This is a genomic window from Klebsiella sp. HMSC16A12, from assembly GCF_001808265.1.
Taxonomy (GTDB): domain Bacteria; phylum Pseudomonadota; class Gammaproteobacteria; order Enterobacterales; family Enterobacteriaceae; genus Klebsiella; species Klebsiella pneumoniae.
This window is the reverse complement of record NZ_KV792606.1, coordinates 32,506-46,791: the sequence shown is the minus strand read 5'-3', so window position 1 is coordinate 46,791 and position 14,286 is coordinate 32,506. Positions and strand designations below refer to the sequence as shown.

At 60.6% G+C, this 14,286-nt stretch carries 11 protein-coding genes and 1 riboswitch; of the genes, 8 read left to right on the top strand and 3 right to left on the bottom strand.

Features of this window, described 5'->3' with window-relative positions; all coding sequences use genetic code 11:
- Positions 1–99: 99 nt before the first annotated feature.
- Positions 100–252 carry a glucose uptake inhibitor SgrT gene (gene sgrT / locus HMPREF3140_RS11575; RefSeq protein ID WP_002888448.1) on the bottom strand — a complete coding sequence of 51 codons (153 nt, stop codon included), beginning with the start codon at positions 250–252 and terminating at the stop codon, positions 100–102.
- Between the two features lie 87 nt (positions 253–339).
- Between sgrT and sgrR the strand changes: the two genes are divergently transcribed.
- From sgrR to thiQ, 4 genes are all read left to right on the top strand, one after another.
- On the top strand, positions 340–1,995 hold the full coding sequence (gene sgrR, locus HMPREF3140_RS11570; RefSeq protein WP_004145968.1) for an HTH-type transcriptional regulator SgrR: 1,656 nt from the start codon (positions 340–342) through the stop codon (positions 1,993–1,995).
- Between the two features lie 37 nt (positions 1,996–2,032).
- A riboswitch (TPP riboswitch) is annotated at positions 2,033–2,252 on the top strand.
- 32 nt (positions 2,253–2,284) lie between these two features.
- Entirely contained in the window at positions 2,285–3,268 is a 984-nt protein-coding gene (gene thiB, locus HMPREF3140_RS11565) for a thiamine ABC transporter substrate binding subunit (RefSeq protein WP_070552991.1), read from the top strand.
- Positions 3,244–4,854 (top strand): thiamine/thiamine pyrophosphate ABC transporter permease ThiP, encoded by a 1,611-nt coding sequence (thiP, locus tag HMPREF3140_RS11560; protein WP_002888430.1) that lies wholly within the window; start codon positions 3,244–3,246, stop codon positions 4,852–4,854. Before thiB ends, thiP begins: the two co-directional genes overlap by 25 nt.
- Positions 4,838–5,539: a thiamine ABC transporter ATP-binding protein ThiQ gene (thiQ, locus tag HMPREF3140_RS11555; protein WP_004145970.1), complete on the top strand. Its 702-nt coding sequence runs from the start codon at positions 4,838–4,840 to the stop codon at positions 5,537–5,539. Before thiP ends, thiQ begins: the two co-directional genes overlap by 17 nt.
- Here the strand turns inward: thiQ and HMPREF3140_RS11550 are convergent.
- On the bottom strand, positions 5,526–6,293 hold the full coding sequence (locus HMPREF3140_RS11550) for a DedA family protein (protein WP_002888373.1): 768 nt from the start codon (positions 6,291–6,293) through the stop codon (positions 5,526–5,528). The genes thiQ and HMPREF3140_RS11550 overlap by 14 nt on opposite strands.
- 128 nt (positions 6,294–6,421) lie before the next feature.
- Entirely contained in the window at positions 6,422–7,267 is an 846-nt protein-coding gene (araC, locus tag HMPREF3140_RS11545) for an arabinose operon transcriptional regulator AraC (protein WP_004145972.1), read from the bottom strand.
- 337 nt (positions 7,268–7,604) lie between these two features.
- On the opposite strand from araC, the gene araB reads away from it, so the two are divergent.
- From araB to polB, 4 genes are all read left to right on the top strand, one after another.
- The gene (gene araB / locus HMPREF3140_RS11535; RefSeq protein WP_032410815.1) at positions 7,605–9,314 is read left to right on the top strand and encodes a ribulokinase; all 1,710 of its coding nucleotides are present in this window, start codon (positions 7,605–7,607) and stop codon (positions 9,312–9,314) included.
- Between the two features lie 10 nt (positions 9,315–9,324).
- On the top strand, positions 9,325–10,827 hold the full coding sequence (gene araA, locus HMPREF3140_RS11530; protein ID WP_004177424.1) for an L-arabinose isomerase: 1,503 nt from the start codon (positions 9,325–9,327) through the stop codon (positions 10,825–10,827).
- 137 nt (positions 10,828–10,964) lie between these two features.
- Positions 10,965–11,660 carry an L-ribulose-5-phosphate 4-epimerase gene (gene araD / locus HMPREF3140_RS11525; protein WP_002888353.1) on the top strand — a complete coding sequence of 232 codons (696 nt, stop codon included), beginning with the start codon at positions 10,965–10,967 and terminating at the stop codon, positions 11,658–11,660.
- Positions 11,661–11,835: 175 nt separating this feature from the next.
- The gene (gene polB, locus HMPREF3140_RS11520) at positions 11,836–14,193 is read left to right on the top strand and encodes a DNA polymerase II (RefSeq protein WP_070552990.1); all 2,358 of its coding nucleotides are present in this window, start codon (positions 11,836–11,838) and stop codon (positions 14,191–14,193) included.
- Positions 14,194–14,286: the final 93 nt, after the last annotated feature.

Below are 14,286 nucleotides of genomic sequence, written 5' to 3'. Positions count from 1 at the left end.
CAGCCCGAACATACGGCCCAGGAAGCATCGACAGCGCACCTGCAGTTTGAAAAACGACGAGTATAACACCAATACTCAGTCACACATGATGTCTGCAAGTCAATGATCAGAGGTCGTTGACGTCACTCCCCACTGCATCAGTTCCCCCAGAATTTCCTGCTGTCGTCCTGCCATCAGGCGGGCCAGCCAGGACGCTTCCTGCGTCGCAGAAAAGTAGCGTTGGTAGAACGATTTTGCGGTAGACCTCATCATATTCACCTCCTCGCTTCATCGGGATTCATTATTGGCTTAATATAGGAAGTAATAAATTGCTGAGTTTTGCGCAGGAGTTCCCCTTTTATGTCTTCCGGCCGTCTGCAACAACAGTTCATTCGCCTATGGCAGTGCTGCGACGGCAAGTCGCAGGAGACCACCCTTAACGAGCTGGCGGAAATGCTGAGCTGCTCGCGCCGCCATATGCGCACCCTGCTCAATATGATGGAGTCCCGCGGCTGGCTGACCTGGGAAGCGGAGGCAGGCCGCGGCAAGCGTTCGCGGCTAACCTTTCTCTATACCGGCCTCGCCCTGCAGCAGCAACGTGCCGAAGATCTCCTTGAGCAGGATCGCATCGATCAGCTGGTGCAATTGGTCGGCGATAAGGCTGCCGTCCGCCAGATGCTGGTCTCGCATCTCGGCCGCAGCTTCCGCCAGGGGCGGCACATCCTGCGCGTGCTCTACTATCGTCCGATGAAGAATTTGCTGCCAGGTAGCGCGCTGCGGCGTTCGGAAACGCATATTGCCCGGCAAATATTCAGCGCCCTGACGCGGGTAAATGAGGAAAATGGGGAACTGGAAGCCGATATTGCCCACCACTGGCAGCAGCTGACCCCCACCCACTGGCGCTTTTTCCTCCGTCCCGGCATCCATTTTCACCATGGCCGTGAGCTGGAGATGGCCGATGTGATCGCCTCTCTGCAGCGCAGCAATGCCCTGCCGCTCTATTCACATATCGAACGCATCGAATCGCCCACCGCCTGGACCCTGGATATTCATCTGCGCCAGCCCGACCGCTGGCTGCCCTGGCTGCTGGGGCAGGTGCCGGCGATGGTGCTGCCTCAGGAGTGGCAGACCATGAACCACTTTTCCTCCATGCCGGTCGGCACCGGCCCCTATGCCGTGGTGCGTAACAACCAGAATCAGCTCAAGATCCATGCCTTTGAGGACTATTTTGGCTACCGGGCGCTGATCGATGAGGTGAACGTCTGGGTGCTGCCGGAGATTAGCGAAGAGCCCAACGGCGGCCTGACGCTGCAGGGCAATACCGAAAGCGAAAAAGCGGTAGAGAGTCGCCTGGAAGAGGGCTGCTATTACCTGCTGTTCGACTCGCGAAGCCCGCTGGGGGCCAACGACGCGGTGCGCCGCTGGCTAAGTTATCTGTTTCAGCCCGCCAACCTGCTCTACCATGCGGGCGAACACTACCAGGGCAACTGGTTTCCCGCCTACGGCCTGCTGCCGCGCTGGCATCACGCCAGCAACCACGCCTGCGAGAAGCCGGCGGGGTTGGAGACAGTCACCCTTACCTACTACCGCGATCACGTCGAACATCGGGTGATCGGCGGGATCATGCGCGACCTGCTGGCGGCGCATCAGGTAAAGCTGGAGATCCAGGAGCTGGAGTACGATGCCTGGCATCGCGGCGAGGTGGTCAGCGATATCTGGCTCAACAGCGTGAACTTCACCTTACCGATCGAATTTTCGCTCTTCGCCTATCTGTACGAAGTCCCGCTGATTCAGCGCTGCATTCCCATTGACTGGCAGGCAGACGCCTGCCGCTGGCGAGCAGGAGAGTTTAATCCGGCCACCTGGAGCCAGCGGCTGCTGGCCGGGCAACATATCGTGCCGCTGATCCACCACTGGCTGATGATTCAGGGTCAGCGCAGTATGCGCGGCGTGAGGATGAATACCCTCGGCTGGTTCGATTTTAAATCCGCATGGTTTGCGCCGCCGGAGCCGTAAGCGCTTTCCGTCATCTGACAAAATCATTACACTAAGGCCGTTCTCAACGGGGTGCTAATAAACATACGCAATATCATTCAAGTTGCATCAAGGCAGCAAGCGGGTGAATCCCCTGGAGCATAGATAACTATGTGACTGGGGTGAACGCGCGAAGCTAACGCAGATGCGGCTTGAAGGATGAAGCGTATGGGCTGAGAAAATACCCGTCGAACCTGATCCGGATAACGCCGGCGAAGGGATTTGAGGCTCACTCAAAATCCTTTGCCACCCCTTTTTTCTGAGGTGCAAAGTGTTGAAAAAATTACTCCCGCTGCTGGCGCTTGTCGCCATGCCCGCTTTGGCTAAGCCTGTTCTTACCGTCTATACCTATGACTCCTTCTCTGCCGACTGGGGCCCCGGCCCGGCGGTCAAAAAAGCCTTTGAAGCGGAGTGCGGCTGCGAGCTGAAGTTCGTCGCGCTGGAAGATGGCGTTTCGCTACTGAATCGCCTGCGCATGGAAGGCAAAAACAGCAAGGCCGACGTCGTGCTTGGCCTTGATAACAACCTGCTGGAAGCCGCGGCGCAGAGTAAGCTGTTTGCCAAAAGCAACGTCCCCGCCAGCGCGGTCAGCGTGCCGGGCGGCTGGGATAATGACACCTTTGTTCCCTACGACTATGGCTATTTCGCCTTCGTCTATGACAAAAACAAACTGGCTAATCCACCGAAGAGACTGAAAGAGCTGGTCGAGGGGCCGCAAAAATGGCGGGTCATCTATGAAGATCCGCGTACCAGCACCCCGGGACTGGGCCTGCTGCTGTGGATGCAAAAGGTCTATGGCGATCAAGCGCCCGAGGCCTGGCAGAAGCTGGCCGCGAAAACCGTTACCGTCACCAAAGGCTGGAGCGAAGCCTATGGCCTGTTCCTGAAAGGGGAAAGCGACCTGGTGTTGAGCTATACCACCTCGCCGGCCTACCACATGATTGAAGAGAAGAAAGACAACTATGCGGCGGCGAACTTCGCCGAGGGCCACTATCTGCAGGTCGAAGTTGCCGCGCGTACCGCCGCCAGCAAGCAGCCGGAACTGGCGGAAAAATTCCTCAAATTTATGGTATCTCCTGGCTTCCAGAACGCCATCCCTACCGGCAACTGGATGTATCCGGTAACCAAGGTCACCATGCCGGCCGGGTTTGATACCCTGGTGAAGCCGCAGACCACCCTGTCCTTGACCCCGCAGCAGGTCGCCAGCGAGCGTCAAACCTGGATTAGCGCATGGCAACGCGCCGTCAGCCGCTAAACCTTCGCGGGCTGATGCCGGGCCTGTTCGCCGCTACGCTGCTGTGCGCTGTCGCGCTGGCGGCGTTTCTGGCGCTGTGGTTTAGCGCCCCCGGCGCGGGCTGGCAATCGGTCTTCAGCGATAGCTACCTGTGGCATGTGGTCCGCTTCTCCTTCTGGCAGGCGTCGCTGTCAGCGCTGATCTCGGTGGGACCAGCCATCTTTCTCGCCCGCGCGCTTTACCGGCGTCGCTTCCCGGGCCGTACGCTGCTGCTGCGCCTGTGCGCGATGACCTTGATCCTGCCGGTGCTGGTGGCGGTGTTCGGTATCCTCAGCGTCTATGGCCGCCAGGGCTGGCTGGCCTCACTATTTAACGCGCTCGGCTGGCAATGGGAGTTCTCGCCCTACGGTCTGCAGGGCATCCTGCTGGCGCACGTCTTTTTCAATATGCCGATGGCGACCCGCCTGCTGCTGCAGGCGCTGGAGAACATTCCCGGCGAGCAGCGGCAAATTGCCGCCCAGCTTGGCATGCGCGGCTATGCCTTCTTCCGCCTCGTCGAATGGCCGTGGCTGCGCCGGCACATTCCCGCCGTCGCCGCGCTGATTTTTATGCTCTGCTTCGCCAGCTTCGCCACCGTGCTCTCGCTGGGCGGCGGCCCGAAAGCCACCACGATCGAGCTGGCTATCTACCAGGCGCTGAGCTTTGATTACGATCCGGCGCGAGCAGCAATGCTGGCGCTGATCCAGATGCTCTGCTGCCTTGGGCTGGTGCTGCTTAGCCAGCGTCTGAGTAAAGCCGTCGCCATCGGCGTCAGCCATGTGCGCGGCTGGCGCGACCCTGACGATCGCCTGCATAGCCGCCTGAGCGACGGGTTGCTGATCGGCGCCGCCCTGCTGCTGCTGCTCCCGCCGCTGCTGGCGGTCATCGTCGACGGGATCAACCGTAATATGCTGGACGTGCTGGCGCAGCCAGCGCTCTGGCAGGCATTGAGCACCTCTCTACGCATCGCCATCGCCGCCGGGCTATTGAGCGTGACCCTGACGATGATGCTGTTATGGAGCAGCCGGGAGCTGCGCGCTCGCCAGCGGCCGTTGGCCGGGCAGGCAATGGAGCTGAGCGGCATGCTGATCCTTGCGATGCCGGGAATTGTGCTGGCGACCGGCTTCTTCCTGCTGCTCAATAACACTATCGGCCTGCCGGAGTCCGCCGACGGCATCGTCATCTTCACTAATGCCCTGATGGCGATCCCCTATGCGCTGAAAGTACTGGAAAACCCGATGCGCGACATTGCCGCCCGCTACAGCATGCTGTGCCAGTCGCTGGGTATTGAAGGCTTTGCCCGGCTGCGGGTGGTCGAGCTTCGCGCTCTCCGGCGCCCGCTGGCCCAGGCGCTCGCCTTCGCCTGCGTACTGTCGATTGGCGATTTCGGCGTGGTGGCGCTGTTCGGCAACGAGGCGTTCCGCACCCTGCCTTTCTATCTGTACCAGCAGATAGGCGCCTACCGCAGCCAGGACGGGGCCGTCACCGCCCTGCTCCTGCTGCTGCTCTGTTTCTTGTTGTTTACGCTGATTGAAAAACTTCCGGGGCGTGATGCTAAAACTCAATGATGTGACCTGGCTATACCAGCATCTGCCGATGCGCTTCACCCTCGACGTCGCGCGCGGGGAGCGCATCGCGGTGCTCGGTCCCAGCGGCGCCGGAAAGAGCACCCTGCTGAATCTAATCGCCGGGTTTCTGCCGCCCGCCAGCGGCAGCCTGCTGATTAACGGCGAGGCGCATAATGCGACGCCGCCGGCGCAGCGTCCGGTCTCGATGTTGTTTCAGGAGAATAACCTGTTTAACCATCTGACCATTCGACAAAATATCAGCCTCGGGATCCACCCAGGCCTTAAACTGAGCCGCGAGCAGCAGGCGCAGGTCACGGCGATAGCTGGACAGATGGGAATTGATGCGCTGCTGGAACGTCTGCCCGGCGAGCTCTCCGGCGGTCAGCGGCAGCGCGCGGCGCTGGCCCGCTGTCTGGTGCGCCAGCAGCCGGTGCTGCTGCTGGATGAACCCTTCTCGGCGCTCGATCCGGCGCTGCGCCAGGAGATGCTGTCCCTGGTCGCCGATGTCTGCGAGCAGCAGCAGCTCACCCTGCTGATGGTCTCCCACAGCGTAGAGGACGCCGCGCGCATCGCGCCGCGCTCGATGGTGGTCGCCGAAGGGCGCATTGTCTGGGATGGCGCCACCGCCGAGCTGTTAAGCGGCCACAGCAGCGCCTCGCATTTGATGGGGATCAGCGCGCGATGACTTTGTGCAGGATCGCCAGATAGACCGGCATCAGCGGATGGCGGAAGACAAATGTTAACGCTGTAGCCGCCAGCGCGACCATCAGCGGCGACAGCCACAGCAGTCGGCCGCGCGGCAGCCAGCGGGTCAGCCGATCGCCTGAGGTTTTCGCGCTCCGCCACAGCCGCCAGCACAGCCATCCCGCCAGCCAGGCCAGCAGCGCCGCCCCCAATAGCAGCCATTTAAAGCTGGCGCTGTTTTCATCAGCCGGAATATCAATCGCCGCCCCGGCGAGGATGCCCGGAAGGAAATAGAGCGGCGGCCAGAGCAGGCAGCCGATAATATTCGGTAGCACGAACTTGGCCACCGGCAGGTCGAGCATCCCGGCGACCATTGGCACCAGCGGACGCGTCGGTCCGACAAAGCGGCCAATCAGAATGGTGATCATGCTGTGCTGATGCAGCGCATGCTCGGTTTTCTCCAGCAGGGCGCGGTTTTTCTTCATAAACGACCAGCGGTGCAACGGCTTCTTAAAGCGCCAGCCGAGCCAGAATGAGATCCAGTCGCCCAGCAGGCAGCCGACAATCCCCGCCAGCCACGCCTGCCAGAAGTTAACTTCGCCGCCGCCGATGAGCGCCCCAAGGCCAGCCATCATCACCGTGCCGGGTAAGATAAGCCCCACCAGCGCCAGCGACTCGAGAAAGGCCACCAGCATCACGGCTAACAATGAGTAGACCGTGGATTGGGTAATAAAGTGTTCGAGCAATGCTTGCATAATGTACCCGGTTAAAAAACGAAGCCCGGATTCTCCGAAGCCATCGCGCCGTCGTCAAGCCATCAATTGTCTTAATAGTTTACTGGCTGTGACATTTAAGCGGGTCATCATTTCACTTTCTTTACTTTTTATTCACAACCCGCGCGGAATTCGCTCGGGCTGGCCCCGGTGCATTTTTTAAACACGCGGGAAAAATAGAGCTGATCTTCGAAGCCGACGTTGCGCCCAACGGTGGCGATCGGCATCCGCGTGGTGCTGAGCAACAGTTTGGCCTGGCTGATGCGCTGATCCTCCCGCCAGCCGAGGACGCTGACCCCCAGCTGCTGGCGGAACAGGTGCGACAGACGCGAGGGCGACAGGCAGACGTGCTGGGCGACGCTGGCGATATCAAAATGGCTGTCCGCCAGATGGTCGCTGATGTACTGGCAGGCGTCGCGCACCCGGTTGTCCAGCGGCGGATGCAGCGATTCGTTGATCGCCTCCATGCGCCGCAGCAGCAGCTGTTCCAGCAGGTTTATCGCCAGCAGTTCGGAATAGCGCCCAGCCCCCTGCCCGGCATCAACGATCTGGCCGAACAGCTCGCCAAAGCGCGCCTGCCACTGTTCATCCGGACGAAAAAAGCCAGTCTGGGCAAAAATCGTTGGCCAGTTGAGCCACTCGTGCCAGTAGGCGCGCGGGCGGAAGTAGACCCACTGGTGATACCACTCGCTGGCGTCGGGATGGCGGCCATAGTGATGAATTTCCCCGGGCGGGAACAGCAGCATATCGCCCGGCCGGCAGACAAACTGTTCGCCGTGGTTGTTGATCACCCCCTCGCCGCGAATCGTCAGATTGAGAATATAGCCTTTCATACCCAGCGGGCGGTCGATAAAGAAATCCAGGTATCCCTGCGCCTCAATCGGCGTCAGGCCGGTAACCAGATGAGCGTTAAAAGAGTAGCCCGGCAGCAGCGGATCGTTTTGCGTTTCGGCCATACGCGTGGTTCTCCCCGAAGGTATCAGTGGCACCAATTGTCCATATTCATCATTTTATCGCTCTCGGCCTTGTCGCGACTGCGACGGCGGTGGGAATTTGGCGAAAAACCCGCACAGCAAGCGAAAAAAGCGCCAGCAGCGTGCATTCCACCGTGATATGCCGGGTAACAAAAGTGTCTATAAATACGGCAGAAAAGTCCACATCGAATATTTGCACGGCGTCACACTTTGCAAGGTAACAGCAAAATAATCCATAAGATTAGCGAATCCGGCCTGACGGATTTTGCCGGGGATATCTACTGTTGCTGCATGAATGATTTCTGCATGGAGTAACAAGATGGCAATTGCGATTGGCCTCGACTTTGGTAGTGACTCAGTCCGCGCTCTGGCGGTGGAATGCGCGTCCGGCGCAGAGCTGGCGACCAGCGTGGAGTGGTATCCGCGCTGGCGGGAAGGACAGTATTGCGATGGCGCTAACAACCGCTTCCGCCATCACCCGCGAGATTACATCCAGTCCATGGAAGCGGCGCTGAAAAGCGTGCTCGCTTCGCTGAGCGCCGAACAGCGCGCCGACGTCGTGGGCATTGGCGTCGACAGCACCGGCTCAACTCCGGCTCCCGTCGATGCCGAGGGCAACGTGCTGGCGCTGCGCGAAGAATTCGCTGACAACCCTAACGCCATGTTTGTCCTGTGGAAGGATCACACCGCGGTCGAGGAAGCCGAGGCGATCACCCGCCTGTGCCACCAGCCGGGCAAAGAGGATTACTCGCGCTATATCGGCGGGATCTACTCCAGCGAATGGTTCTGGGCCAAAATCCTCCACGTCACCCGCGAAGATAGCACCGTCGCCCAGGCAGCCGCCTCGTGGGTAGAGCTTTGCGACTGGGTGCCCGCCCTGCTCTCCGGTACTACGCGTCCGCAGGATCTGCGCCGCGGCCGCTGCAGCGCCGGACATAAATCGCTGTGGCATGAGAGCTGGGGCGGTCTGCCGCCGGCCAGATTCTTCGATGAGCTTGATCCCATCATCAACCAGCATCTGGCCTGGCCGCTGTTCACCGATACCTGGACGGCCGATGTGCCGGTCGGCACGCTGAGCGCAGAGTGGGCCCAGCGCCTGGGTCTGTCGCAGACCGTGGCCATCTCCGGCGGCGCCTTCGACTGCCACATGGGCGCCGTTGGCGCCGGCGCGCAGCCTAACGCGCTGGTGAAAGTCATCGGCACCTCCACCTGCGACATTCTGATCGCCGATAAAGAGAGCGTCGGCGAGCGCACGGTCAAAGGCATCTGCGGCCAGGTCGACGGCAGCGTGGTTCCACACTTTATCGGCATGGAGGCAGGCCAGTCCGCCTTCGGCGATATTTACGCCTGGTTTGGCCGCATTCTCGGCTGGCCGCTGGAGCAGCTGGCTCAGCAGCAGCCGGCGTTGCGCGAGCAAATCAAAGCCAGCCAAAAACAGTTACTGCCGGCGCTCACCGAAGCCTGGGCCAACAATCCATCGCTGGAGCATCTGCCGGTGGTGCTCGACTGGTTCAACGGCCGCCGCACGCCGAATGCCAACCAGCGCCTGAAAGGGGTGATCACCGACCTTAACCTGGCCACCGACGCGCCGGCGCTGTTCGGCGGTCTGATCGCCGCCACCGCCTTCGGCGCTCGCGCCATTATGGAGTGCTTCACCGAGCAGGGGATCCCGGTTAACAACGTCATGGCGCTTGGCGGTATCGCGCGGAAAAACCAGGTCATCATGCAGGCCTGCTGCGACGTGCTGAACCGTCCGCTGCAGATTGTCGCCTCCGATCAGTGCTGCGCGCTGGGGGCGGCTATCTTCGCCGCCGTCGCCGCCGGCGTCTATGACGATATTCCTGCCGCCCAACAGCGGATGGCAAGCCAGGTGGAAACTACCCTGCAGCCGCGTCCGGCGCAGGCACAGCGTTTCGAACAACTCTATCAGCGCTACCAGCAGTGGTCGGTCAGCGCGGAACAACACTATCTCCCTTCGGCTGCAAAGGCGGAAAAAGCCCCGCAATCTCAGGCAGCGCTCACCCATTAAGGATACGAAAATGACGATTTTTGATAACTATGAAGTATGGTTCGTTATTGGCAGCCAACATCTGTACGGCCCGGAAGCCCTGCGCCAGGTGACGAAGCATGCCGAACATGTGGTGAACAGCCTGAATGCGGAAGCCAAACTGCCGTGCAAACTGGTCCTTAAGCCGCTGGGCACCACCCCGGACGAGATCACCCATATCTGCCGCGACGCCAACTACGATGACAAATGCGCCGGGTTAGTGGTCTGGCTGCATACCTTCTCGCCGGCAAAAATGTGGATCAACGGCCTGACCATCCTCAATAAGCCGCTGCTGCAGTTCCATACTCAGTACAACGCCGCGCTGCCGTGGGACAGCATTGATATGGACTTTATGAACCTGAACCAGACCGCGCACGGCGGCCGCGAGTTCGGCTTCATCGGCGCCCGTATGCGCCAACAGCACAGCGTGGTCACCGGCCACTGGCAGGATAAAGAGGCCCACCAGCGTATCGGCGGCTGGATGCGTCAGGCGGTCTCCAAACAGGATACCCGTCATCTGAAAGTGTGCCGTTTCGGCGATAACATGCGCGAAGTGGCGGTGACCGACGGCGATAAAGTCGCCGCGCAGATTAAGTTTGGCTTCTCGGTGAACACCTGGGCGGTCGGCGATCTGGTGCAGGTGGTGAACAGCATCAGCGACGGCGATATCAGCGCCCTGGTCGATGAATATGAGAGCAGCTACCGTCTGACCCCGGCAGCGCAGGTTCACGGCGAGAAGCGCCAGAACGTGCTGGACGCCGCGCGCATTGAGCTGGGGATGAAACGCTTCCTCGAACAGGGCGGTTTCCACGCCTTTACCACCACCTTTGAAGATCTCCACGGCCTGAAACAGCTCCCGGGTCTCGCCGTACAGCGCCTGATGCAGCAGGGCTACGGCTTTGCCGGCGAGGGCGACTGGAAAACCGCCGCTCTGCTTCGCATCATGAAGGTGATGTCAACTGGTCTGCAGGGCGGCACCTCCTTTATGGAGGATTACACCTACCACTTCGACAATGGTAACGATCTGGTGCTCGGCTCGCACATGCTGGAAGTGTGCCCGACGATCGCCACCGCCGAGAAACCGATCCTCGACGTTCAGCCGCTGGGCATCGGCGGCAAAGCGGATCCAGCGCGCCTGATCTTCAATACTCAAACCGGCCCGGCGATCGTCGCCAGCCTGATCGACCTGGGAGACCGCTTCCGTCTGCTGGTCAATACCATCGAAACCGTCCCAACGCCGCACGATCTGCCGAAGCTGCCGGTGGCCAACGCCCTGTGGAAAGCGCAGCCGGATCTGCGTACCGCGTCGGAAGCCTGGATCATCGCCGGCGGCGCGCACCATACCGTCTTCAGCCATGCGCTGAACCTCGACGATATGCGCCAGTTCGCCGAGCTGCATGATATCGAGCTGACCGTCATTGACAACGATACCCGTCTGCCGTCCTTCAAGGACGCGCTGCGCTGGAATGAAGTGTATTACGGTTCAAAACGCTAAGAGGCCGTCCCCTCACCCTTCCCCTCTCCCCGTTGGGGAGAGGGGACCGACCGGGCGCCATGCCGCCTTTCTCCCTCTCCCGCCGGGAGAGGGTCGGGGTGAGGGATACCCGACTCGCCTGCTATTCGGAGCACACTATGTTAGAAGATCTTAAACGCCAGGTGCTGGAAGCTAACCTGGCCCTGCCAAAGCATAATCTGGTGACCTTAACCTGGGGCAACGTCAGCGCCGTCGACCGCGAGAAAGGGGTGTTCGTGATCAAACCCTCCGGTGTGGATTACCGCGTGATGACCGCCGACGATATGGTGGTGGTCAGTCTGGAGAGCGGCGAAGTGGTAGAGGGTAATAAAAAGCCCTCGTCGGATACCCCGACCCATCGCCTGCTGTATCAGGCTTTCCCGACGCTGGGCGGCATTGTGCATACCCATTCGCGCCACGCCACCATCTGGGCGCAGGCCGGGCAATCTATTCCCGCGACCGGCACTACCCATGCCGACTACTTTTATGGCCCGGTGCCCTGCACCCGGTTAATGACCGATGCGGAGATCAACGGCGACTATGAGTGGGAAACCGGCAACGTGATTGTCGAAACCTTCCGCCAGCAGGGAATCGACCCGGCGCAGATGCCCGGCGTGCTGGTCCATTCCCACGGTCCGTTCGCCTGGGGCAAGAACGCCGAAGACGCGGTGCATAACGCCATCGTGCTGGAAGAGATCGCCTATATGGGGATTTTCTGCCGCCAGCTGGCGCCGCAGCTGCCGGCTATGCAGCAGACCCTGCTGGATAAGCACTATCTGCGTAAGCACGGGGCCAAAGCCTACTACGGCCAATAATCACCCTGCTCGCGCTGCGCTTAGCAGGGCCAGGGCTCTGCGCCATCTGGTAACCGGGATAAGGCACAAGCCGCAATCCGGGGCAACATTAGCGCCGAACACCTGTATAAAACCCCAGCGCCCCTCATGAAACCAGGCTATAATCAGGCCTGGTTTTTTATCGGCGAGAATACCCGTGACCCAGCCACGAGCAGGATTTTTACTCACCCGTCACTGGCGGGACACTCCGCAGGGCACCGAGCTCTCCTTCTGGCTGGCCACCGACGACGGTCCGCTGCAGGTAACCCTCCCGCCGCAGGAGTCCGTCGCCTTTATTCCCGAAGCGCAGCGGGCGCAGGCTGAACGGCTGCTGCAGGGGGAGAAAGGGCTCCGCTTCGCCCCGCTTGCCCTGAAAGATTTCCACCGTCAGCCAATTGTTGGCCTCTACTGCCGCGCCCATCGCCAGTTGATGCGTCTGGAGAAGATGCTCCGCGACAGCGGCGTCACCGTTTACGAAGGCGATATCCGCCCGCCGGAGCGCTATCTGATGGAGCGCTTTATCACCGCCCCGGTGTGGGTGGAAGGCGAAACGCGCGGCTCGCAGCTGGTCAACGCACGCATGAAGCCGAACCCTGACTATCGTCCGCCACTGAAATGGGTGTCGCTGGATATCGAAACCAGCCGCCACGGCGAGCTGTACTGCATCGGTCTGGAAGGCTGCGGCCAGCGGGTGGTCTACATGCTGGGCCCCGAACCGGAAACGCCGCCAGACGTCAACTTCGAGCTGGTCTTCATCGCCAGCCGTCCCCTGCTGCTGGAAAAGCTCAACGCCTGGTTTGCCGAAAACGACCCCGACGTGCTGATCGGCTGGAACGTAGTGCAGTTCGATCTGCGCGTTCTGCAAAAGCACGCCGAACGCTATCGCATCCCGCTGCGGCTCGGCCGCGGCAACAGCGAGCTGGAGTGGCGTGAGCACGGCTTTAAGAACGGCGTCTTTTTCGCCCAGGCCAACGGGCGGCTGATTATCGACGGCATCGACGCGCTAAAATCGGCGTTCTGGAATTTCTCCTCCTTTTCGCTGGAGGCGGTGGCCCGCGAGCTGCTGGGAGAAGGCAAAGCCATCGACAACCCATGGGATCGGATGGATGAGATCGATCGCCGGTTTCATGAAGACAAACCGGCGCTGGCCATCTATAACCTGCAGGATTGCGAGCTGGTGACGCGGATCTTCCACAAAACGGAGATCATGCCGTTTTTGCTCGAACGGGCGACGGTCAACGGTCTGCCCGCCGACCGCCACGGCGGCTCGGTCGCCGCCTTCAGCCATCTCTATTTCCCGCGCATGCACCGCCTGGGCTACGTGGCGCCGAATCTCGGCGACGTACCGCCGCAGGCGAGCCCCGGCGGCTACGTGATGGACTCCCGCCCCGGCCTGTATGACTCGGTGCTGGTGCTGGACTATAAAAGCCTGTATCCGTCGATTATTCGTACCTTTTTAATCGATCCGGTCGGCCTGGTTGAAGGGCTGGCGCAACCCGATGATCAGCACAGTATCGAGGGCTTCCTCGGCGCCCGCTTCTCGCGAGATAAGCACTGCCTGCCGGGGATTGTCAGCCAGATCTGGCACGGCCGGGATGAAGCCAAACGCCAGCACAATAAGCCGCTCTCCCAGGCGCTGAAGATCATTATGAACGCCTTTTACGGCGTGCTGGGGACCAGCGCCTGCCGCTTCTTCGACCCGCGTCTCGCCTCGTCGATCACCATGCGCGGCCATGCGATCATGCGCCAGACCAAAGCGTTAATTGAAGCCAAAGGCTATGACGTTATCTACGGCGATACCGACTCCACCTTCGTCTGGCTGAAGCGCCCGCACAGCGAAGCCCAGGCGGCGGAGATCGGCCGCGAGCTGGTCAGCGATGTCAACGCCTGGTGGGCGCAGGAGCTTAGCAAAAGCCAGCTTACCAGCGCCCTGGAGCTGGAGTATGAAACCCACTTCTGCCGCTTTTTAATGCCGACGATCCGCGGCGCCGATACCGGCAGCAAGAAGCGCTATGCCGGGATGATTCAGGAGGGCGATGCCCAGCGCATGGTGTTTAAGGGGCTGGAAACGGTGCGTACCGACTGGACGCCGCTGGCCCAGCAGTTTCAACAGGAGTTATACCTGCGCATCTTCCGCAACCAGCCGTATCAGGATTATGTGCGGGAGACTATCGCCAGGCTGATGAACGGCGAGCTCGACGAACAGCTGGTTTATCGCAAACGCCTGCGCCGGCCGCTGGCGGAGTATCAGCGCAACGTACCGCCGCACGTGCGCGCCGCCCGGCTTGCCGATGAACACAACCTGAAGCTTGGGCGGACGCAGCAGTATCAGCAGCGCGGCACCATCAAATACGTCTGGACCACCAGTGGCCCGGAGCCGGTGGATTACCAGCAGTCGCCGCTCGATTACGATCACTATTTAACAAAGCAGTTGCAGCCGGTGGCGGAAGGGATCCTGCCCTTCGTCAACGATGACTTTGCTACAATAGTGACAGGACAGTTGGGGCTATTTTGATTTTTTGTCACCCATTCCACGGGCACGAAAGCCTAAAAATGAAGCGTGAGGAGAACGTGACGAACGTTCTGCCATCCAGTAATATAGCGCCCT

What these genes read in the sequence shown, in the direction of transcription:
- sgrT (WP_002888448.1), bottom strand. Translation starts at nt 252, where the DNA reads ATGATGAGGTCTACCGCAAAATCGTTCTACCAACGCTACTTTTCTGCG.
- sgrR (WP_004145968.1), top strand. Translation starts at nt 340, where the DNA reads ATGTCTTCCGGCCGTCTGCAACAACAGTTCATTCGCCTATGGCAGTGC.
- thiP (WP_002888430.1), top strand. Translation starts at nt 3,244, where the DNA reads ATGGCAACGCGCCGTCAGCCGCTAAACCTTCGCGGGCTGATGCCGGGC.
- thiQ (WP_004145970.1), top strand. Translation starts at nt 4,838, where the DNA reads ATGCTAAAACTCAATGATGTGACCTGGCTATACCAGCATCTGCCGATG.
- HMPREF3140_RS11550 (WP_002888373.1), bottom strand. Translation starts at nt 6,293, where the DNA reads ATGCAAGCATTGCTCGAACACTTTATTACCCAATCCACGGTCTACTCA.
- araC (WP_004145972.1), bottom strand. Translation starts at nt 7,267, where the DNA reads ATGGCCGAAACGCAAAACGATCCGCTGCTGCCGGGCTACTCTTTTAAC.
- araB (WP_032410815.1), top strand. Translation starts at nt 7,605, where the DNA reads ATGGCAATTGCGATTGGCCTCGACTTTGGTAGTGACTCAGTCCGCGCT.
- araA (WP_004177424.1), top strand. Translation starts at nt 9,325, where the DNA reads ATGACGATTTTTGATAACTATGAAGTATGGTTCGTTATTGGCAGCCAA.
- araD (WP_002888353.1), top strand. Translation starts at nt 10,965, where the DNA reads ATGTTAGAAGATCTTAAACGCCAGGTGCTGGAAGCTAACCTGGCCCTG.